19 protein-coding genes and 1 pseudogene are annotated in these 19,054 nt (G+C 62.6%); 12 read left to right on the top strand and 8 right to left on the bottom strand.

What is annotated here, in order from left to right; genetic code table 11:
- Nucleotides 1-13: 13 nt before the first annotated feature.
- Nucleotides 14-340: pseudogene (locus ACFWAD_RS19115) on the top strand (transglycosylase family protein); the annotation flags it as partial.
- 366 nt (nucleotides 341-706) lie between these two features.
- On the opposite strand, the gene ACFWAD_RS19110 reads toward ACFWAD_RS19115, so the two are convergent.
- The 3 genes from ACFWAD_RS19110 to ACFWAD_RS19100 are packed head-to-tail and all read right to left on the bottom strand — an operon-like array spanning nucleotide 707 to nucleotide 2,921.
- Nucleotides 707-1,198 (bottom strand): NUDIX domain-containing protein, encoded by a 492-nt coding sequence (locus ACFWAD_RS19110; protein WP_378546616.1) that lies wholly within the window; start codon nucleotides 1,196-1,198, stop codon nucleotides 707-709.
- A 23-nt stretch (nucleotides 1,199-1,221) separates the two neighbouring features.
- Nucleotides 1,222-2,643, bottom strand: coding sequence for an alpha/beta hydrolase (locus ACFWAD_RS19105; protein ID WP_378546613.1), 1,422 nt, complete (start codon nucleotides 2,641-2,643; stop codon nucleotides 1,222-1,224).
- A gap of 5 nt (nucleotides 2,644-2,648) precedes the next feature.
- Nucleotides 2,649-2,921, bottom strand: coding sequence for a DUF2277 domain-containing protein (locus ACFWAD_RS19100; RefSeq protein ID WP_378546610.1), 273 nt, complete (start codon nucleotides 2,919-2,921; stop codon nucleotides 2,649-2,651).
- Nucleotides 2,922-3,053: 132 nt separating this feature from the next.
- On the opposite strand from ACFWAD_RS19100, the gene ACFWAD_RS19095 reads away from it, so the two are divergent.
- Nucleotides 3,054-3,932, top strand: coding sequence for a bile acid:sodium symporter family protein (locus ACFWAD_RS19095; RefSeq protein WP_378448928.1), 879 nt, complete (start codon nucleotides 3,054-3,056; stop codon nucleotides 3,930-3,932).
- Nucleotides 3,933-4,035: 103 nt separating this feature from the next.
- Entirely contained in the window at nucleotides 4,036-5,025 is a 990-nt protein-coding gene (locus tag ACFWAD_RS19090) for an ABC transporter substrate-binding protein (protein ID WP_378546608.1), read from the top strand.
- 48 nt (nucleotides 5,026-5,073) lie between these two features.
- Here ACFWAD_RS19090 and ACFWAD_RS19085 read toward each other — a convergent pair whose 3' ends face one another.
- The gene (locus ACFWAD_RS19085; RefSeq protein WP_378546605.1) at nucleotides 5,074-5,661 is read right to left on the bottom strand and encodes a TetR/AcrR family transcriptional regulator; all 588 of its coding nucleotides are present in this window, start codon (nucleotides 5,659-5,661) and stop codon (nucleotides 5,074-5,076) included.
- A gap of 95 nt (nucleotides 5,662-5,756) precedes the next feature.
- On the opposite strand from ACFWAD_RS19085, the gene ACFWAD_RS19080 reads away from it, so the two are divergent.
- Both ACFWAD_RS19080 and ACFWAD_RS19075 read left to right on the top strand, forming a co-directional pair.
- Nucleotides 5,757-7,157, top strand: coding sequence for a cytochrome P450 (locus ACFWAD_RS19080; RefSeq protein WP_378546602.1), 1,401 nt, complete (start codon nucleotides 5,757-5,759; stop codon nucleotides 7,155-7,157).
- A gap of 97 nt (nucleotides 7,158-7,254) precedes the next feature.
- On the top strand, nucleotides 7,255-7,572 hold the full coding sequence (locus tag ACFWAD_RS19075; protein ID WP_378546599.1) for a DUF4333 domain-containing protein: 318 nt from the start codon (nucleotides 7,255-7,257) through the stop codon (nucleotides 7,570-7,572).
- A gap of 53 nt (nucleotides 7,573-7,625) precedes the next feature.
- Here the strand turns inward: ACFWAD_RS19075 and ACFWAD_RS19070 are convergent, their stop codons facing one another.
- The 4 genes from ACFWAD_RS19070 to ACFWAD_RS19055 all read right to left on the bottom strand — a co-directional run bounded on the left by ACFWAD_RS19070 (nucleotide 7,626) and on the right by ACFWAD_RS19055 (nucleotide 11,560).
- A complete protein-coding gene (locus tag ACFWAD_RS19070) occupies nucleotides 7,626-8,774 on the bottom strand; it encodes an acetyl-CoA C-acetyltransferase (protein WP_283307081.1) in 1,149 nt (382 codons plus the stop codon).
- Nucleotides 8,775-8,785: 11 nt separating this feature from the next.
- The gene (locus tag ACFWAD_RS19065) at nucleotides 8,786-9,442 is read right to left on the bottom strand and encodes a TetR/AcrR family transcriptional regulator (protein ID WP_378546595.1); all 657 of its coding nucleotides are present in this window, start codon (nucleotides 9,440-9,442) and stop codon (nucleotides 8,786-8,788) included.
- A 76-nt stretch (nucleotides 9,443-9,518) separates the two neighbouring features.
- A complete protein-coding gene (locus ACFWAD_RS19060; protein ID WP_378546592.1) occupies nucleotides 9,519-10,331 on the bottom strand; it encodes an SDR family oxidoreductase in 813 nt (270 codons plus the stop codon).
- Complete coding sequence (locus tag ACFWAD_RS19055) at nucleotides 10,331-11,560, bottom strand: acyl-CoA dehydrogenase family protein (protein WP_378546589.1); 1,230 nt, start codon at nucleotides 11,558-11,560, stop codon at nucleotides 10,331-10,333. Before ACFWAD_RS19055 ends, ACFWAD_RS19060 begins: the two co-directional genes overlap by 1 nt.
- 55 nt (nucleotides 11,561-11,615) lie before the next feature.
- Between ACFWAD_RS19055 and ACFWAD_RS19050 the strand changes: the two genes are divergently transcribed.
- From ACFWAD_RS19050 to ACFWAD_RS19020, 7 genes are all read left to right on the top strand, one after another.
- The gene (locus ACFWAD_RS19050) at nucleotides 11,616-13,157 is read left to right on the top strand and encodes a FadD3 family acyl-CoA ligase (protein WP_378546586.1); all 1,542 of its coding nucleotides are present in this window, start codon (nucleotides 11,616-11,618) and stop codon (nucleotides 13,155-13,157) included.
- The gene (locus tag ACFWAD_RS19045; protein WP_230814834.1) at nucleotides 13,154-14,026 is read left to right on the top strand and encodes an enoyl-CoA hydratase; all 873 of its coding nucleotides are present in this window, start codon (nucleotides 13,154-13,156) and stop codon (nucleotides 14,024-14,026) included. The genes ACFWAD_RS19050 and ACFWAD_RS19045 overlap by 4 nt, the downstream gene beginning before the upstream one ends.
- The gene (locus tag ACFWAD_RS19040; protein WP_378546583.1) at nucleotides 14,026-15,186 is read left to right on the top strand and encodes an acyl-CoA dehydrogenase family protein; all 1,161 of its coding nucleotides are present in this window, start codon (nucleotides 14,026-14,028) and stop codon (nucleotides 15,184-15,186) included. Before ACFWAD_RS19045 ends, ACFWAD_RS19040 begins: the two co-directional genes overlap by 1 nt.
- On the top strand, nucleotides 15,183-16,148 hold the full coding sequence (locus ACFWAD_RS19035) for an acyl-CoA dehydrogenase family protein (RefSeq protein ID WP_378546581.1): 966 nt from the start codon (nucleotides 15,183-15,185) through the stop codon (nucleotides 16,146-16,148). The genes ACFWAD_RS19040 and ACFWAD_RS19035 overlap by 4 nt, the downstream gene beginning before the upstream one ends.
- Nucleotides 16,145-17,197: an acyl-CoA dehydrogenase family protein gene (locus ACFWAD_RS19030; protein WP_378546578.1), complete on the top strand. Its 1,053-nt coding sequence runs from the start codon at nucleotides 16,145-16,147 to the stop codon at nucleotides 17,195-17,197. The genes ACFWAD_RS19035 and ACFWAD_RS19030 overlap by 4 nt, the downstream gene beginning before the upstream one ends.
- A gap of 145 nt (nucleotides 17,198-17,342) precedes the next feature.
- A complete protein-coding gene (locus ACFWAD_RS19025; RefSeq protein WP_003945543.1) occupies nucleotides 17,343-18,107 on the top strand; it encodes an SDR family NAD(P)-dependent oxidoreductase in 765 nt (254 codons plus the stop codon).
- Nucleotides 18,108-18,228: 121 nt separating this feature from the next.
- Complete coding sequence (locus tag ACFWAD_RS19020) at nucleotides 18,229-18,894, top strand: hypothetical protein (protein ID WP_378546575.1); 666 nt, start codon at nucleotides 18,229-18,231, stop codon at nucleotides 18,892-18,894.
- The last annotated feature ends 160 nt before the right edge of the window (nucleotides 18,895-19,054 follow it).

Here is a 19,054-nt window from a genome sequence, read left to right as displayed (position 1 = left end):
AGGATTTACCCAAATGACCAAGACCACCGTTACCCGCGCCCTTGCTTCTGTCGCCGCAGCCGGAGCCCTCGCAGCCGGAGCCATTGGACTGAGCGCCGGCACCGCATCCGCAGCCACCCACGACTGGTCGGGTGTCGCTGAGTGCGAATCCTCGGGCAACTGGGCTGCGAACACCGGAAACGGCTACTACGGCGGCCTCCAGTTCAGCCAGAGCACGTGGGCGGCCTACGGCGGAGCGGGCACTGCAGCCAACGCCAGCCAGGCAGAACAGGTCCGCGTCGCGGAGAACGTCCTTGCAGGTCAGGGCGTCGGCGCGTGGCCGGTTTGCGGACAGTACCTCCGCTGATCTCAGCTCGATTAGTGCGTCACTGCCCGGTGCTCGTCGGAGATTCGACGGCTACCGGGCAGTGTGCACACCGATACCTACTTCCCACCACCACTACTGTTGAAAGATGTTACGGCGGTGCGTGATCCGTCGGGATGACGCGGAGCGAGCGAGGTATATCGACTCGCCTTCCGATCCCCCATCATCCCGCGAAGAATCATCGACAACCTTTGGAGCATCCTTCTGAACCGGGTGCGAGAACTGACCGGTGCTGCCGTAGACGCGTACGGGATGGGTTCCTTGCGCACGTAGTGCTCCATAAGCCCAGCGTAGCCGCCTTTCGGCGCTGAAATGCTCGATTAAGGGAATGCCTCGCAGCCCTCACAGTGTCCGAACAAATCGATCCGGCGAACTCGGCGGTCCATCCTTGACCAGGCATGCGAATCGGTCGGGTAAATCGCGTGGCCCGAACACTTCTCGACCGCAGTGTGACAGAAGGCGGTCAACGCTCCACCACTCGAAGTGCTCGACCAACTCCGCGGCTAGCGCTTCGCGCCCCAAAGATCCACAAGGATCGAATGCGACCGGTACCGGCACGAGGAAATAGTCATTGACCGCCCCGTCCCAACCCGGCAATATCGTCGGATCACGGATCTCCTCATGCCACACGTGTGTGGCGGCGCCGTAGTCGCGCAATCCGATCTCCTCGTCCAATTCGCGCGCGAGCGCCTCGGGCGGGGTTTCGTCTCCTTCCAAGCCGCCGCCTGGAGGACACCAGACCGTCAGCCCATGCACGGGCGCGATGAATCGGTAGAGCAGAAGACGGGACTGGCCGTCAACGACCAACCCCCTGGCCGAGTGCCTCAGACGCATGAGTGCCACTGTAAGTCAGCAGGTCAGGCGATGACGGCCAGCTCCGGAAGTCCGGCAACCACAACCGCGAGGTTGTAACCCGACATCCGCAGTTCTCCGTTGTCTCCGGTCCTCGCGTACTCCGCATGCCCGAACGCCCGCTCGTGCTTCACTCCGTCCGGGGTGATCCCTTCGGCCGTGGACAACCGATGGAACTCGGTGCGCGTCGGATCGCCGCCGAAACGGCCGAACCCCGCGATACTGTCGCCTTCCGCTTTCATGACGTAGACATGACGGTCGGCGATACCGAGATCTGACTCCACCTTGGCCCGCACTCCGGGTGAACCGTAGAAGACCACGTCGTCGACTGCGGCGCTGGCACCACGTTGCAACGCAAGAGAAGTCGCGAGCGATCCGTAAGAGTGGCCCAACGCGGTGATATGGACGCGTTCGTTGACCGACGCAGAACGAAGACCGTGAAAAAAGCTGCCCAATGCGTCGGCGGCTATGCCGGCCTTCGAAGATCGACTGACGTCGAAGCTGGCGCGACCGATGTCGAACTTTCCCGGCCCGATGACCTGTGGCGCGTCGTATCCGATCCAGGCGATCGTTGCCACGCTTTCCTTTCGACCGGCCAGTTCGAGTTGGCGCATCGCCTCGGCTCGCAATCGTGTCGCCTCGCCGACCATTCCGCGCATCGAGTCCTTGACGTTGGTGTTCAATCCGGGAATCGTCACGGAGATGTGATCCGCTGTGTCCGGATCACCGATCGCAATCGCGGCAAATCCTCGTTCACCCGAGCGCATGTCCATGAGCAGTAACCGTCGACAAGGTTCGGCGTGAAACAACTCGTCGAGCGCGTCCAAATCCTCGAGTTTACGTTCGGCGTACCACTGGCCCGCCCCGGTGTTACTCAGCCTGCCACCGAAGAACTCCCGGTGAAGTTCTTGCGAGATTCGCACCGAATCATCTTGCAGCCGTGCTCGTTCTGATTGAATCCGATCGAGATTGGCGGGACTTCGCACCGCTGCGGGAATGCCGTCGAGGTTGGCAATCAGACTGGGTGCATGGCGCAACATCTGACGCTGCCGATCAAGGCTGAATGCTCGCCACTCCTCTCCCACACGCACAGCCTTGTCACGGAGGTCGGTGCCAACCTGGGACCGAAGCGACAACGCATGATGAAGATCCGCGCTGACCAGCAGTGCCTCACCGATCAGTTCGCGAACGGCAACCTCGAGCAGTTGGGCGTGCACGTGGAGCGGGTGTCCGTCCGCGATGGGCGCAACCGCAGAGACGGTTCCGTCCTGGCGAATATGCAAGTCGTCGGCGACGGCTTCTTTGCGCAGCGTATTCAGCCGTCGACGGATGTCGCGGACGCGATGAGCGACCAGAACGCCTTCGAGCCCAGCGGACAGCTGATCCAAAGCTTCGACGTCCCATACGTCGATATCTGTGAGATCCACTCGAGTCAGGACGAGCGAGCTGCGATCCGAGCCTGTACTTCCGGACGACGCAACGGCGGGACCGTCTGAGGTGGCTGCCTACGAGGCGGCAGGGCGCTGAGCAGGCGCGTCGTCGTTTCGGTTACCTCATGCACTGCCTGTTCGAAGGCATCTCGGTTGGCGTCGGACACCTTGGCTATTCCGCTCACCTTACGTACGTATTGGCGAGAGGCTGCCTCGATTTCCTCCGGCGTAGCTGCGGGCTCGAGTCCACGAAGTTCAGTGATGTTTCGGCACATAATTCGACGATAACCCTGCTCACCGACGCCGTCACGGTTCGATACATCAATGTATCCAAACTGCCACGCAGATCCGGGCATCACGGTAGTTTCAGTGAAATTCCCCCAGTGACTGGAAGTAGCCACTAACTCATGGACTCAGCACTCACCTCGGTCGGTCTCCCCGCCGCACTCGCCATCATCATGTTCGGCCTCGGGCTGTCCCTGACAGTCGGAGATTTTGCCCGCGTGGCAAAAGCGCCCAAGGCCGTCTCGATCGCTCTGATCTGTCAATTGTTGTTGCTGCCGGCCGCAGCCTTCGGCTTGGTCACCTTGTTCGACCTCGACCCACTACTCGCCGTCGGCATGATGCTCCTCGCCGCGTCACCGGGTGGCACCACGGCAAACCTGTTCAGTCACCTGTTCCGCGGCGACGTTGCCCTCAATGTGACACTGACTGCGGTCAATTCGGTGATCGCGGTGGTCACCCTTCCGTTGATCACCAACTTCGCGTTGGGTTACTTCGAACCCGAGGACGCGGACGGCACTCTCGGACTTCAGTTCACGAAGGTCCTCCAGGTCTTTGCCGTCGTCCTGATTCCGGTCGCCCTCGGAATGTGGGTTCGGTTGCGCTCGAGCGCCTTTGCCGAGCGCATGGACAAGCCCGTCCGCATCGGATCCGCGATTGTTCTCGCGCTGGTGATCGTCGGAACGGTTGTATCCGAGCGCGATAACATCGCGGACTATCTCGTCGACATCGGCGTCGTCGCTGCATTGTTCTGCCTGCTGAGCCTCTCGATCGGCTACATCGTTCCCCGAATCTTCGGCATCGAGGACCGTCAGGCCATCGCCAGTTCCATGGAAATCGGCATCCACAACAGCACGTTGGCGATCACCATCGCCGTCAGTCTTCTCGACAACGTGCAATTGGCAGTACCGGCCGCGGTGTACGGCGTTCTCATGTTCCCGCTCGCCGCCGCCTTCGGCGCCACCATCACCCGCAAGTCACGGACGATGGCCGAAATCGACTAATATCAGGCGGTTTTCGATATAGGTGATCTGGTATCGCCAACCCTACGATCGATACGGACTCAGACCGAAGGGTATCGAAAAAATGCTGACCAATACACCTACCGTGCCAGACGAACGCGTCTGGCAAGAGCTAGTCGACGCACTTACCCGTCGCCAATTCGGCATCGGAGCCGGGATGGCAGCAGTAGCAACTATTCTGTCGTCCTGCAGTTCCAGCGACGGTTCAGGCACCGCTGATGACGCTCAAATGCGCACCGTCACCACGCCGTTGGGGACCTATGACATCCCTACCAACCCCAAGCGGGTCTTGGCCGTCGACGCCCGAACCGACCTCGAGCTCGCCATTGCCTTGGAACTACCGGTCTTCGGATACAACATCTCACCCGCCACCGAGTGGGTGCCTGTCGACGGCTCGGCCGAATACCTCAGCGACAAGCCCAATCTGGAGCAGATACTCGGACTCGCACCCGATCTCATCATCTGCGTCAACGCCGACAACGAGTACTGGCCCGCTGCAAAGCTCCAAGCCATCGCTCCTGTCCTGACGACCGAATCGAAGCAGACGTGGCGGGAGAACCTGACCCGGCTCTCCGATTGGCTGGGACGAACACCCACCATGGATCGCCTGATCACCGATTACGACGCTCTGATCACCGACATTCGCACTCGACACGCTTCCGCGATCGCGGGCAAAACCGTCGCAAGCTTGTCCTACAGTCCGGACAAAGCCACGATCTACATCGACAGCCTGCCCGTGTCGGAGGAAACGGGAAAGAAGAATCGTCAACCCACCGACATGACGCTCGCCGATATCGGCGGAAGAACATTGAACACAACCGGTTTCGATAATCAGGGGCGACTGAGCATCGAGGAGATGGATCGTCTGCAAGACTGCGAAGCGTTCATGGTTTCCGTCACCGACAGCAGCGACACCACCTTCGATCAACTCTCGGACAACAAGTTGTGGCAACGACTTCCGGCTGTGCAGGCCGGGAACGTCACCGTTCTGCAAGGAAGTACGTACTACGGGTCCATCTACACCAACATGTACGTCGCCAAGGGCTGGGACGAACTTTATTCGACGCTCGACTAGTCGGACTTGTCCATGGAAATGCCGACCGCTCCCACGCGGTCGGCATTTTCACGTTTCGAGGTCGATGCCCAACGCTCCGGAGAGGGTTCGCAGACAGATCACCCTCAACTCCTCGTGCGGTATGGAAGGTTGGTCGAGCCAGTCGAGACACACGGCCCGGACGAATGCGATCCATCCCCGCACCGCGACTGCAGCGATCTGTCTTTGTTCGCCCTCGAATCCGAGTGCGTCGAGGATCCGAATCTGTTGTTGTTCGAGTTCCCGTTCGACGATCGCTCGGATACCTGCCTCAGCCGAGAGCGTCCCGACGTTGATGGCGCGCACTCCCCTACTGTGTGACCTCACGTACGCGAAGTAGGCATCCAACCCGGCTGCCACCTGTTCGCGCACCGGTAGCGTCGCGTCCGGTGCGGTCACCTCGAGTAAGTGCTGCGATTCGCGCTCGACGATTGCCGCGAAGAAGTCTCGTTTGGTCGGGAAATAGTGGTACATCAACCCGCGCGAGACGCCTGCGATCTCGGCAACCTCTTCGATCCAGACGTCCTCGTACGAGCGATCGGCAAAAAGTTGCGCGCCGATGTCGAGCAACTGCGTGCGCCGCTGCTCTCGGTCCAGGCGTTTTCGTGGTGCAACCATAGGCAAGTCAGATTACTACTTGACACCAATTCAGTAAGGCGTACTTTGCGTACTAGACACCAATTCAGTAAGCGATCTCACCCGGGGGACACATCATGAGCGTCGACACCACTCCAGAGGCGACGACCGATGCTCGGATCCCGCATCCGGCATGGCGCCTGCCAGTCCTAGGCGACGTCCTCGGGATCAACATTCGGACGCCACTGCAGAACTCCGTGAGCATCGGCCGCGAACTCGGCCCGATCTTCGAAAGAAACGTCCTGGGAAATCGCTTTGTCTTCGCCTCGGGCGCAGACATGGTGGCAGAACTGTCCGACGAGTCCCGGTTCGCAAAACACCTTGCACCAGGAGTGAAGGCGCTACGCGGAATCGGCGGCGACGGATTGTTCACTGCCTACAACCACGAGCCCAACTGGGGCAAGGCACACAATCTCCTGGCACCGGCGTTCAGCCAGACTGCGATGCGCTCGTACCACCGCACCATGCTCGACGTGGTCGGCGAGTTGGTCGACCATTGGGACAGTCGTGAAAGTGACTCCCCCATCGACGTCTCCGCAGACATGACCAAGCTGACGCTGGAGACCATCGGACGCACTGGATTCAGCTACTCGTTCGACTCTTTCGAACGTGAAGAGCAGCATCCGTTCGTCAAGGCAATGGTCGGAGCGCTCTCCCATTCACAGCGCACGACATTCCTGAAGTCGACCGCCCTCGGGCGAGTGCTCGCACGTCGCGCCGATCAACGTGACGAGGTCCGCAAGGCGTTCATGGCCGAGGTTGTGGACGAGGTGATCCGTGCCCGGCGCACAAGTACCGAACCGGGGCCCGAAGACTTACTCGAACTGATGCTGCGGGCAGCTCGCGAAAACGATCCCAACCGTATCGACGAACTGAATATCCGCCATCAGGTCGTGACGTTCCTCGTCGCCGGGCACGAAACAACTTCCGGCGCTTTGTCGTTCGCATTGTATTACCTCTCGCAAAACCCTGACGTACTGGCCAAGGCGCAAGCTGAGGTCGACAAGGTCTGGGAGGGCGAGGAGCCCGCATTCGAGAAGATCGCGAAACTTCGATACGTACGACGCGTCCTGGACGAATCATTGCGTCTGTGGCCGACAGCACCGGCATACGGCCGCGCGGCACTCGAAGACACCACGCTCGTTGGGAAGTATCCGATGAAGAAGGGCGACTGGATCCTCGTGCTCATCCCGTCACTTCATCGTGATCCGGTGTGGGGCAACGATCCCGAGACTTTCGATCCGGATCGTTTCCTGCCTGCCAACATCAAGGCCAGGCCGGCGCACGTGTACAAGCCGTTCGGAACGGGTGAACGTGCCTGCATCGGACGACAATTCGCCATTCACGAAGCGGTTCTCGTGTTGGGCACCATCTTGCAGAAATACACGATCGAAGCCGATCCGGATTACGAACTGAAGGTGGCCGAACGGCTCACCCTCATGCCCGAAGGCTTCAACTTGACGGTCCGCCGACGCTGACGTCGAAAAACTGCGTCGAGTAAGTCGGTTGAACAGTCCCAAATGCGGTAATCCCAGAGTTGGCAGCAGCGAGCACCGGCGCACCCTGGGAGTTCACATGACAAAGAGGCCTGCAGTGGGAATCGTCTTGCTCTCGGTGGTATTGGTCACGGGAGCGTGCTCGACGAGCGTCGGGACGCCGCAAGTGGACAAGTCCGAAGTCGCAAGTCAGATCTCCACTCAACTCGCGGAGAAGATCGGCGAGCCACCCGACGACGTGACGTGTCCGGAGAACCTCGACGCCGAAGTCGGCGCATCGATCACGTGCATCCTGACCGAGCAGGGCACCGAATACAACGTCACAGCTACCGTGACCAGCGTTGACGGCGAAAGCGCGAACTTCGACATCAAGGTCGCGGATGTGCCGAATAACTAACTGCTGTGCGCCTTTATTAACCGCCGGCGGTTAATAAAGGCGCACAGCAGGGATCAGAGACGCTCGATAATCGTCGCGTTTGCGGTGCCGCCACCTTCACAGATGGTCAGCAGGCCGTAACGGCCGCCAGTGCGCTCGAGTTCGTTGAGCAGGGTTGCCATCAGCTTGGTGCCGGTCGCGCCGAGCGGGTGACCGAGTGCGATCGCGCCGCCGTTGACGTTGACCTTGGCCGGATCTGCGCCGATTTCCTTGATCCAGGCCAGGACGACCGGGGCGAAAGCTTCGTTGATCTCGACGATGTCGATGTCCTCGATGCTCAGACCGGCCTTCGCGAGAGCATGCTTCGTGGCCGGGATCGGCGCGCTGAGCATGAAGATCGGGTCGTCGCCGCGTGCGCTGAGGTGATGAATCCGGGCGCGGGGCTTGAGGTTGTACTTCTCCACCGCTTCCGCCGACGCCAGCAGCAGCGCACTCGCGCCGTCGGAGATCTGGCTTGCCACTGCTGCGGTCATGCGGCCGTCGTCGACGAGAACCTTGAGCGTCGCCATCTTTTCGAGGCTGGTCTCGCGGGGTCCTTCGTCGACGGTCGCGTCACCCATGGCGACGATCTCGTTGTCGAAACGACCCGCGGCGATCGCAGCCTTGGCGCGCTCATGGCTCTGCAGGGCCCACTTCTCGAGCTCTTCGCGGCTGATGTCCCACTTCTCGGCGATCATCTCGGCGCCCTTGAACTGGGAGACTTCCTGGTCACCGTAACGCTCGGTCCAACCGACCGAACCCGAAGTCGGCGTGTCGAATCCGTACTGCTGGCCGACGATCATCGCTGCCGAGATCGGAATCTGGCTCATGTTCTGAACGCCGCCGGCGACGATCAGATCCGCGGTGCCCGACAGGATGGCCTGAGCGCCGAAGTGCACTGCCTGCTGACTCGAACCGCACTGACGGTCGACGGTCACGCCGGGAACGTGCTCCGGGAATCCCGCTGCGAGCCAGGACATACGGGCGATGTTGCCGGCCTGGCCGCCGATGGCGTCGACGCAACCGAAGATCACGTCGTCGACGTCACTGGGGTCGATACCGGTGCGCTCGACCAGTGCCTTGACGACGTGCGCACCGAGATCGATGGGGTGCACGCCGGACAGCGCGCCGCCCCTCTTGCCGATCGGTGTGCGAATGGCGTCGACGATGTAAACCTCGGACATAGCGTTAGCTCCTAGTTTCGTTGTGCAGCAATAATTCTTGAAGTTTTTTCAACAGTTGCCGGATCGGAGAGCCCGTCGAGCACGATCGCGAGATATTGAGCCGCGACGGCGTGAGCCGAGAGGGATCCACCCGGGCGGTACCAGCGAACCGCGACCCACACGGTGTCGCGCATGAAGCGGAAGACCAATTCGACGTCGATGTCGGAGCGGAAGGTCCCGTCCGCGACGCCGGCCTCGAGGACGCCGACCCACAGGTCCCGAAACTCGGTGTTCCGCTCGGCCAGGTACGCGAAGCGCTCGTTCCCGACGAGGTGCTTGACCTCGTCCTGGTAGATCGCAACGGCCGAGTGCGAGGCGTCGATGGCCTCGTACGACGTCACGACCAGCGCTTCGAGCGTCGCGCGACTGTCCAACCCCGCCGCAACGATCTCGCGGTATTTCCCGAAGAGTTCGTCGAGGAACTGGTGGAGGATCTCGTCGACCATCGACTCCTTGGAATCGAAATGGTGATACAGACTCCCGGAGAGGATCCCGGCGGCGTCGGCGATATCGCGGACGGTCGTCGCGCGCACTCCGCGATCGGCGAACAGCCCGGCCGCGATCTCGAGCAGCTCGTCGCGGCGCCCGGACTTGCCGTTGGATTCGTCGGAATTTCGAGGTGGCGTCATGTATTCAATCCTATCCAGGGCCCTCCCCTGTGCGCGGTCAGCGAGTCCAGGGACTCCTCAACCGCGCACGGGGACGCTAGGCCCTCTGCGAAGAAACGGAGACGATCTCGCCGGTCATGTAGGTGGAGTAGTCGCTGGCAAGCATCGCGATGACCGTTGCGATCTCCCAGACCTCCGCGGCGCGGCCGTAGGCCTCGCCGGAAGCCAACTGGTCGAGCAGTTCCTCACTGGTGACCTTCGCCAGGAACGCGTGACGCGCAATGGAGGGCGAGACCGCGTTGATACGGACTCCGTACTCCGCTGCTTCGATTGCGCTGCACCGAGTCAGCGCCATGACACCGGCCTTGGCTGCGGCGTAGTGCGCCTGGGAATGCTGCGCCCGCCAACCGAGGACGGACGCGTTGTTCACCAGAACACCGCTGTGGGGAACGCTCTTGAAGTACCGCAGCGCGGCGCGCGTCGAACGGAAGGTGCTGTTGAGGGTGATGTCGAGAACGCGATCCCACTGATCATCCGTCATGTCGACGACGGGAGTCTCGCCGCCCAGGCCGGCGTTGTTGACGACGATGTCGATGCGCCCCAACTTCTCGGCGGCGCCGACGAACAGCGCGTCTACCTGCTCGGTGCTCGACACGTCGCAGATGATCGATTCGATCTGCTGACCGGGGAATTCGGCCTTCAGCTTCTCCACCGTCTCACCGAGACGACGCTCGTGGAAGTCGGAGACGAGAACGTCGCCGCCTTCGAGAAGCACCCTGCGCGCAGTTGAGAAACCGATGCCGGTTCCGGCGGCGGCGGTGATGATTGCCTTCTTGCCCGCGAGCAGTCCGTGACCCGGCGTTTCCTCGGGCGCAACGGAAAGCGGGGACGCGGCTTTGGTGTCAGACATTAACGAGCCTCTCGGGGAAGACCGAGCACGCGCTCGGAAATGATGTTGCGCTGAATTTCGTTGGAGCCGCCGTAAATCGTGTCGGCGCGGGTAAAGAGGAAGAGGCGTTGCCACTCGTCGAGCTCGAGATGTTCGGGGTCGGTGATGTCCGAGGCATTGCCCTCGGAATCCGCCCATGGCGCAACCAACGACGACGCACCTTGCACGTCCATCGCCAGCTGTCCCAGATCACGATGCCAGTTGGCCCACAACAGTTTTGCGACGGACGCTTCTCCGCCACCGGTTCCGGCGTCGACCGCGTCGAGAGTACGCATCGCGTGGGCGCGCATCACGCGCAGACCGACCCAGGCGCGCGCGATCTTTTCGCGGATGTGCGGATCCTGGTCACTGCCATTGGCTTTCGCCAGGTCGACGACGCCTTGGAGCTCGCGGGCAAATCCGATCTGCTGTCCGAGCGTGGATACACCGCGCTCGAAGGTGAGCAGCCCCATCGCGATCTTCCAGCCCTCGCCAGGTTCGCCGACCACCAGATCGGCGTCGGTCACGGCGTCGTCGAAGAAGACCTCGTTGAACTCCGACGTACCGGTGAGCTGCTGGATGGGCCGAACTGTCACACCGGGCTGATCCAACGGGACCAGCAGGAAGCTCAAGCCCTGATGACGCTTGGAGCCCACTTCGGTGCGGCAGACCACGAAGCACCATTGCGCGACGTGGGCCAGCGAGGTCCACACCTTCTGGCCGTTGATGATCCACTTGCCGTTTTCGAGGCGTGCGGTGGTGGAGACGTTCGCGAGGTCGGAACCGGCGCCGGGCTCGGAGTAGCCCTGCGACCACAGTTCACTGACCGTGTTGATGCCCGGAAGGAATCGACGCTTCTGCTCATCCGTGCCGTACGCGATCAGCGTCGGGCCGAGCAGCTCTTCACCGATGTGGCTGACGCGAGCGGGCGCGCCGGCCTTCGCGTACTCCTGATGGAAGATGACCTGCTGAGCGATGCTTGCTCCCCGTCCGCCGAATTCCTTCGGCCACCCGAGGCACGTCCATCCTGCGGCTGCGAGGTGCTTGTCCCACTCGAGTCGTTGCTCGAAGAACTCGTGCTCGCTGCCGGGGCCGCCCTTACCCTTGAGCTGGGCGAATTTGCCCGTCAAGTTCTCGGCCAACCACTGCGCGACCGTGGTCGCAAACTCGTCGTCCGTCATCTGCCCGTCCGGGCTCTCGCTCTGGTCCACATATGTAAGATAACCTACCAAGCACTTGCTAGGTAGCGTGTCAGGTAGGAGTCCAGTGACCGAACAACCGAGAACCATCCCATCAGCCCTCATCCGGGCCGCCGAGGAGTTCGGTGAGCGCACGGCTATCGCCGATGGCGACACCCGACCGACCTTCGCACAGCTACACCAGCGTGTCCGCGATTTCGCCGGCGCACTGATCAACCGTGGGGTGAAGGCAGGCGACCGCGTCGTCATCTGGGCGCCCAACACGTACCACTGGGTGATCGCCCTGCTCGGCGCTCAGTACGCCGGCGCAGCCATCATCCCGATCAACACGCGCTACACCGGCACCGAAGCTCTCGACATCATCGAGCGCGTCGACGCCGCGGCTCTGGTCATCGTCGGCACGTTCCTCAAGGCCGATCGGTACCAGCAGTTGCTCGACGCCAACCCGAGCCTGTCGATCCCCACCGTCATCCAGGTACCGATCGACGGAAACGACGACCGTGACGGCGTCATCGAGTTCGAGGACTTCCTCGCGCTCGCCACCGACGCCGCCCGCACCGAAGCCGATGCGCGTGCTGCGAAGGTACAGCCCGACGACGTCAGCGACATCCTCTTCACCTCCGGCACCACAGGACGCAGCAAGGGCGCGATCACCGCGCATCGTCAGTCCATCGCCGTTGCCAGGTCGTGGGGCGAATGCGCCGAGGTCACCGCTGACGACAACTTCCTCATCATCAGCCCGTTCTTCCACACCTTCGGGTACAAGGCCGGAATCCTGGTCTGTCTGTTGAACGGTGCGACGATCGTGCCGGTGTCCGTCTTCAACATCGACGACACCCTCGCACTGGTCAACAGCGAGAAGATCAGCATCCTGCCCGGCGCCCCGACGATCTACCAGACCATCCTCGACCACCCCCGCCGCAGCGAGTACGACCTGTCCTCGCTCCGCATCGCGATCACCGGCGCCGCACCCGTGCCGGTTGCTCTCGTCGAGCGCATGCAAGCAGAGCTTTTCGACGCCGTCCTTACGGCATACGGCCTGACCGAGGCGGTCGTTGCGACGATGTGCCGCACCGACGACGATCCGGTCACCGTCTCCACCAGTTCCGGCCGCGCGACAGCCGATTTCGAGGTCAAGATCGGCGACCAGGGCGAGATCCTGCTTCGTGGACCGAACGTCATGCTCGGGTACCTCGACGACCCGGAATCCACCGCCAAGGCAATCGACGCCGACGGCTGGCTGCATACCGGAGACATCGGAACCCTCGACGAGCGTGGATATCTCGACATCACCGACCGTCTCAAGGACATGTACGTCAGCGGCGGATTCAACGTCTACCCCGCCGAGATCGAGGGCATGTTGGCTCGCCTGCCCGGTGTCCACGAATCGGCTGCCATCGGCATCCCCGATCACCGGATGGGAGAGGTGGGCCGCGTCTACATCGCCCAACTCGACGGTGCCGGCCTCACCGAAGAGTCGGTGATCGCGTTCCTCAAAGAGAAGATCGCCGGCTTCAAGGTGCCCCGCGAGGTGCGCTTCGTCGATCACCTGCCCCGAAACCCCTCGGGCAAGGTCCTCAAAACGGTTCTGCGCGAGGAACAGTCATGACCGTTCCTTTCGAAGCCGACGTCGTGACCTACGAGGTTCGCGACTCGGTCGCCGTCGTGACCTTGAATCGTCCCGATTACCGCAACGCCCAGAACTCGGTCGTGACGTACGCCCTCGACGCGGCATTCCAGCGCGCCGTCGAAGACGACGACGTGAAGGTAATCGTCCTGGCAGGCAACGGACCGCACTTCAGTGCCGGTCACGACCTGGGGACCCCGGGACGCGACCATCACGTCGAGTACGAGAACAAGGCCACCATGTGGTGGGATCACGTCGACAAGCCAGGCGGTGACCAGCGTTTCGCCCGCGAGATGGAGGTCTACCTGGGCATGTGCCGTCGCTGGCGGGAGATCCCCAAGCCCACCATCGCGATGGTGCAAGGCGCCTGCATTGCCGGCGGGCTCATGCTCGCCTGGGTCTGCGACATGATCGTCGCGTCCGACGACGCCTTCTTCTCCGATCCCGTTGTCCGCATGGGCATCCCCGGCGTCGAATACTTCGCGCACCCGTGGATGGTCGGTTCACGATTCGCCAAGGAAATGCTCTTCACCGGCGATCGGTTCACCGCGCAACGTGCCTACGAAATCGGCATGGTGAATCGCGTCGTCGCCCGCAAGCACCTCGAGAAGGAGACGTTCGAGCTCGCCGGACGTATCGCCGAGATGCCGCGCTTCGGACTGGCTTTGACCAAGAAAGCCGTCAATCAGTGCGAGGACCAGATGGGGATGCGTAACGGCATCGATTCCGTCTTCGGTCTGCATCACTTCGCTCACGCTCACAACGCCGAGGTAGGCAAAGACTCGCTTGGTGGTCTCGACGCCAAAGCCATGGCTGCCAGTGCTCGCACACCGCAGGAAGGAACAAACTAGTGGATCTCGTATTCGACGACGCCACAACCGCATTCCGGGACGAGGTCCGCTCGTTCCTGGAGGCGAACGTCCCCACCACTCCGCTGAAGTCCATGGACACGGCCGAAGGCTTCGAAGAACATCGGCAGTGGGAACACACCCTCGCCGACGCCGGTTACGCCGTCGTCTCCTGGCCCAAGGAACTCGGTGGCCGCGACGCGTCCCTGCTCGAGTGGGTCGTCTTCGAGGAGGAGTACTACCGCTCGGGCGCGCCCGGTCGTGTGAGCCAGAACGGCATCTTCCTGTTGGCTCCCACACTGTTCGAGCATGCAAATGCCGAGCAGTTGGCTCGCATCATGCCGCGCATGGCTCGTGCCGACGACATCTGGGCACAAGCCTGGTCCGAACCCGAGTCCGGTTCCGACCTCGCGAGCCTGCGTTCGAGCGCCAAGAAGGTCGACGGCGGCTGGCTGCTCAACGGCCAGAAGACGTGGAGTTCGCGCGCCAGCTACGCAGACTGGGGCTTCGGCTTGTTCCGCTCCGATCCGGATGCGCAGCGCCACAAGGGCATCACGTATTTCATGTTCGACCTCCGCTCGAAGGGTGTCACTGTTCGCCCGATCGATCAGCTCGACGGCGAGCCCGGCTTCGCCGAGATCTTCCTCGAGGACGTCTTCATTCCGGACGACCCGGCCAACCCTGGCGAGTCCGGTGTGATCGGAAACGTCAACGAAGGTTGGCGCGTCGCGATGAGCACCGCAAGCAACGAGCGTGGTCTCTCGCTGCGCAGCCCCGGCCGCTTCCTCGCGACAGTCGACCGCCTGCTCGAGCTGTACAAGTCCAGCGGACGCACTGACGACAGCGCTCTGCGTAACCAGGTCGCCGACGCCTGGATCGGCGCTCGCGCTTACCAACTCAACACATTCGGCACCGTCACCCGTCTGGCCGACGGTGGACAGCTCGGCGCCGAGTCCTCGATCAACAAGGTCTTCTGGTCCGAGTGGGACATCACCACCCACGAGACTGCTCTCGAACTTCAGGGCCCTGAAGCCGAGCTGGCCGACAACTGGATGGACGGATACCTGTTCTCCCTGTCCGGCCCGATCTACGCAGGCACCAACGAGATTCAGAAAAACGTCATCGCTGAGCGTCTGCTCGGCCTACCGAAGGCGGACCGATGAGATTCGCGCTCGACTCCTCCCACCAGGACTTCGCTGCAAGCATCGATGCGCTGCTGACCAAGTCCGACATGCCCGCCGTCATCCGTTCGTGGAACGACGGTGACACCGAACCGGGCAAGAAGCTCTGGCAGCGCCTTGCCGAGACCGGCGTCAACGGCCTCGTCATCTCCGAAGAGCACGACGGGCTCGGCGCCGACGCTGTCGATCTGGTCGTTGCGCTCGAACAGCTCGGTCGCCACGCAGTACCCGGACCGGTCGTCGAAACGATCGCCGTGGCGCCGACGCTCTTGGCTTCCGTTGCACCGGAACGTCTCTCTGCTCTCGCTGAGGGTGCGCTCGCAACCGTCGCCGCTCCCCCGCACACACCGTTTGCGCTCGACGCCAATGCAGTGGACCTGGTGCTACTTGCACAGGACGGCGCGGTCTCCGTGGGCATCCCCGGCGAGGCCAAGGCGTCGGTGGATCTCTCCCGCAAGCTCTACGAGGTTTCCGCCGGCGAATCGCTGGGCTCTGCCGACTTCTCGGCAGCCTTCGACATGGGCGCTCTTGCCACTGCTGCGCAGTTGCAGGGTCTCGGCCAGACACTGCTCGAGGTCACCACCGAATATGCGAAGCAGCGCAAGCAGTTCGGCAAGGTCATCGGACAGTTCCAGGCCATGAAGCACCACCTGGCCGAGGTTGCCGTCTCCCTCGAGATGGCCCGCCCCCTGCTGCACGGTGCCGCACTGTCGGTTCGCGATCAGTCGGCCGACGCCTCGCGTGACATTTCAGCCGCCAAGGTCGCGTGCGGCGATGCCGCCTACAAGGCCGCCCGCGTCGGACTCCAGGTTCACGGCGCCATCGGCTACACGATGGAACATGATCTCTCCCTGTGGCTCACCAAGGTGCGAGCATTGCTCACCGCGTGGGGCACGCCGTCCGAGCACCGCGCACGCGTCGTCGAAGCACTGGTTGCGTCATGAGCATCGACACCGAAGACCAGGCAGCACTGCGTGCGTCGGTACGCGATCTCCTGAGCAAGCATTCCGACTCCGCTGCCGTCCGCGCCGCCATCAACACCGAGATCGGCTACGACGCCGCGTTGTGGAGCAAGCTGTGCGAGCAGATCGGCGTCGCCGCGCTGGCGATTCCCGAGGAGTTCGACGGCGTCGGAGCAGGTTTGGGCGAGGTACACGTGGTCCAGGAGGAACTGGGCCGCACGCTGACACCCTCACCGATGTTGGGTTCCGCAATTCTTGCCGCACAGGCACTGCTGCTTTCCGGTGACAACGACGCATGCTCGCGACTGCTGCCCGGTGTCGCGGCCGGTGAGAGCACGCTCGCCCTGTGCTGGGCGGGTGCCGCTGGTTGGAGCACCTTCGGCGTCGAGGCAACCGAGGATGCGTTGAACGGCACGGCGTCGTACGTCCTCGACGGGCACGTCGCAGACACCCTGCTCGTTCTGACTGCCGACGGATTCTACGAAGTGGATCCCGCCGCCGAGGGCGTCTCCCGCCGACGCGTCCCCACCATGGATCCGACACGACCGCTGGCGGAGGTCACGTTCTCCGGTGTTCGCGGTCGACCACTGCAGTGGTCAGAAGATCTGGTCGATCGAATCCGAACCGTCGTCCTGATCGCGTTGTCTGCAGAGCAGGTCGGCGCAGCCGCAGCGATCGTCGAACAGACCGTCGAATACACCAAGTCGCGCAAGCAGTTCGGTCGCGCGATCGGTTCTTTCCAGGCACTCAAGCACCGGATGGCCGACATGTACACGTTGGTCGAGACGGCGCGGTCGATGACGTACGCCGCCGTGGCGACGCAGTCGGCTGACGACGCGGCGGTGGCGAAGGTCTACTGCTCGGAAGCGTTGCAGCAGATCACCTCCGAAGCGGTTCAGTTGCACGGCGGAATCGCGATCACCTGGGAGCACGACGCTCAGCTGTACTTCAAGCGTGCACACGGCAGCGCTCAGCTCTTCGGCCAGCCGAGCACCTACCTGCCGAGCCTCGCGCAGGCAGCGGGTTTGTAGGACACGTCGGTGCTAGTTCGCTCGGGATTGCGAGCGAACAAGCACTGACGCTGCCCAGTCAGTGGAATGCCCGGCAGATTAATAGCTCTGGATCACGCAGAATCGAAACCAGACAGCTGTCCATCCCACAGACCGGAGTTTTCTCGTGAATCGATTCGACGACAAGCGCGTCCTCATCAGCGGCGCAGGATCCGGAATCGGCCAGGCCACCGTTGCCCGCATCCTGGCAGAAGGTGGCACCGTCGTCGCCGCCGACATTTCCGAGACCGGCCTCGAACAAACGTTGAACGCAGCGAAGGACGCAGGCCATTCCGATCGCCTGACCACGGTGAAGGTCGACATCTCCAGCGAAGAGTCTGTTCGCGAACAGGTCGGCGCTGCGATCAAGGCTCTGGGCGGTCTCGACGTGTTGGTCAACGCGGCGGGCATTCTGCGCTCCGCGCACACCCACGAGATGACACTCGATTTCTGGAACACCGTCATCGGGGTCAACCTCACCGGAACGTTCCTCATGACGAGGGAGTCCCTGCCGGCACTGCTCGAAAGTGGAGCAGGCGTCGTGGTCAACTTCAGTTCCACATCGGCGACATTCGCCCACCCCTACATGACGGCGTACGCAGCGTCGAAGGGTGGAATCCAATCCTTCACGCACGCACTCGCTCTCGAGTACAGCAAGCAGGGCCTCCGCGCCGTGGCCGTCGCACCCGGCAGCATCGCTTCGGGCATGACGTCCGATCCCGGATTCCCGGCCGACATCGACTTCACGCTGCTCGGCAAGTTGGCCCCGGCGATCGGGGAGGGTTTCGCTCCCCCGTCTGCGGTCGCCGGCGTGATCGCGATGCTCGCTTCCGAGGACGGCTCCTTTGTCACCGGAACGGAAATCCGCATCGACGGCGGCACGCATATGTGACTACTTGCTGTGCGCCTTTGTTAACCGCCCGCGGTTAATAAAGGCGCACAGCAGCGAGGCGGCATACTTGTCTGGTCGCTCGGAACCGGTCCGGCGGTACGACGTGCGGTGGGAGCCAGCGGTGAGCGAGTCAACAGGCAGTACGAACCTCGAGCCCGTGCTGATCAGTCCCGTAGTCGGCGGAATGATTCGCACGTGGTCCGAGGACGAGACCCGCCTGTGGAGTGTCGACGATCCCGAGGCGCTCGGCGCGCTGCTTGGACGCGGCACTGTTTCCCGTACTGCTCTGCCGGACAACAAGTTCCGAGAAGTTGCATTTTTCGACGCCCTGACGCAGACCCTCACTGTGCAGCCGCGCTTCGCTTCCCCGGACAGCACTGCCCTCGCCGCACCGTTCAAGCTCACCGATGCGTCGGCCCCGACCACCGACGCTTGGGAAGATCTCGAGTCGACACTCGCCTCGATCGCGATCTCCGCTGCTGGACGCGGCGAATTCTGGCTCGCGGAACTCGGCGGGTGGGATTCTCCCCACGAGCCGAATTGCCTCTTCACGACCGTCGACGAATCGGGCCTGGCCAATGCAGTCATGGAGGCCACCCCCGCACCCGCGGGCACAGGCGTCTGGCCGGAGGTTCCGAATGGCCAAACCGGTGTTTCGGTCTCGGCGCCAGCCTCGCAGGACACCATCGAGGCCGCCGGAATCTTCGCAGTATCAGCTATCGAGACCTGGGGCGTCACACCGTGGGACATCAACCTCACCTTCGGCAAACTGGTTGATTTCGCCTGATCAACCGCCCCGACAAGCGGCGGTGAGTTGTACGTCTCCCCTCAGTCGACGGCTCACGGTTCGTCACAACACGCCCAATGGCGACGACATCGGGCCCCTCGGTGGGCATACTGAGGGAACTGGGGTTACTCCCGGTCACAAATACCCGTGGATCCGCGTC

It is taken from the genome of Rhodococcus sp. NPDC059969 (assembly GCF_042738325.1).
GTDB lineage: Bacteria > Actinomycetota > Actinomycetes > Mycobacteriales > Mycobacteriaceae > Rhodococcus_F.
The sequence above is the reverse complement of the archived record's forward strand: the minus strand, read 5'-3'. Positions and strand labels throughout refer to the sequence as shown.

Coding starts and splice junctions, on each gene's coding strand:
- ACFWAD_RS19110 (WP_378546616.1), bottom strand. CDS start 1,198: ATGCGTCTGAGGCACTCGGCCAGGGGGTTGGTCGTTGACGGCCAGTCC.
- ACFWAD_RS19100 (WP_378546610.1), bottom strand. CDS start 2,921: ATGTGCCGAAACATCACTGAACTTCGTGGACTCGAGCCCGCAGCTACG.
- ACFWAD_RS19095 (WP_378448928.1), top strand. CDS start 3,054: ATGGACTCAGCACTCACCTCGGTCGGTCTCCCCGCCGCACTCGCCATC.
- ACFWAD_RS19085 (WP_378546605.1), bottom strand. CDS start 5,661: ATGGTTGCACCACGAAAACGCCTGGACCGAGAGCAGCGGCGCACGCAG.
- ACFWAD_RS19080 (WP_378546602.1), top strand. CDS start 5,757: ATGAGCGTCGACACCACTCCAGAGGCGACGACCGATGCTCGGATCCCG.
- ACFWAD_RS19075 (WP_378546599.1), top strand. CDS start 7,255: ATGACAAAGAGGCCTGCAGTGGGAATCGTCTTGCTCTCGGTGGTATTG.
- ACFWAD_RS19070 (WP_283307081.1), bottom strand. CDS start 8,774: ATGTCCGAGGTTTACATCGTCGACGCCATTCGCACACCGATCGGCAAG.
- ACFWAD_RS19065 (WP_378546595.1), bottom strand. CDS start 9,442: ATGACGCCACCTCGAAATTCCGACGAATCCAACGGCAAGTCCGGGCGC.
- ACFWAD_RS19060 (WP_378546592.1), bottom strand. CDS start 10,331: ATGTCTGACACCAAAGCCGCGTCCCCGCTTTCCGTTGCGCCCGAGGAA.
- ACFWAD_RS19045 (WP_230814834.1), top strand. CDS start 13,154: ATGACCGTTCCTTTCGAAGCCGACGTCGTGACCTACGAGGTTCGCGAC.
- ACFWAD_RS19035 (WP_378546581.1), top strand. CDS start 15,183: ATGAGATTCGCGCTCGACTCCTCCCACCAGGACTTCGCTGCAAGCATC.
- ACFWAD_RS19030 (WP_378546578.1), top strand. CDS start 16,145: ATGAGCATCGACACCGAAGACCAGGCAGCACTGCGTGCGTCGGTACGC.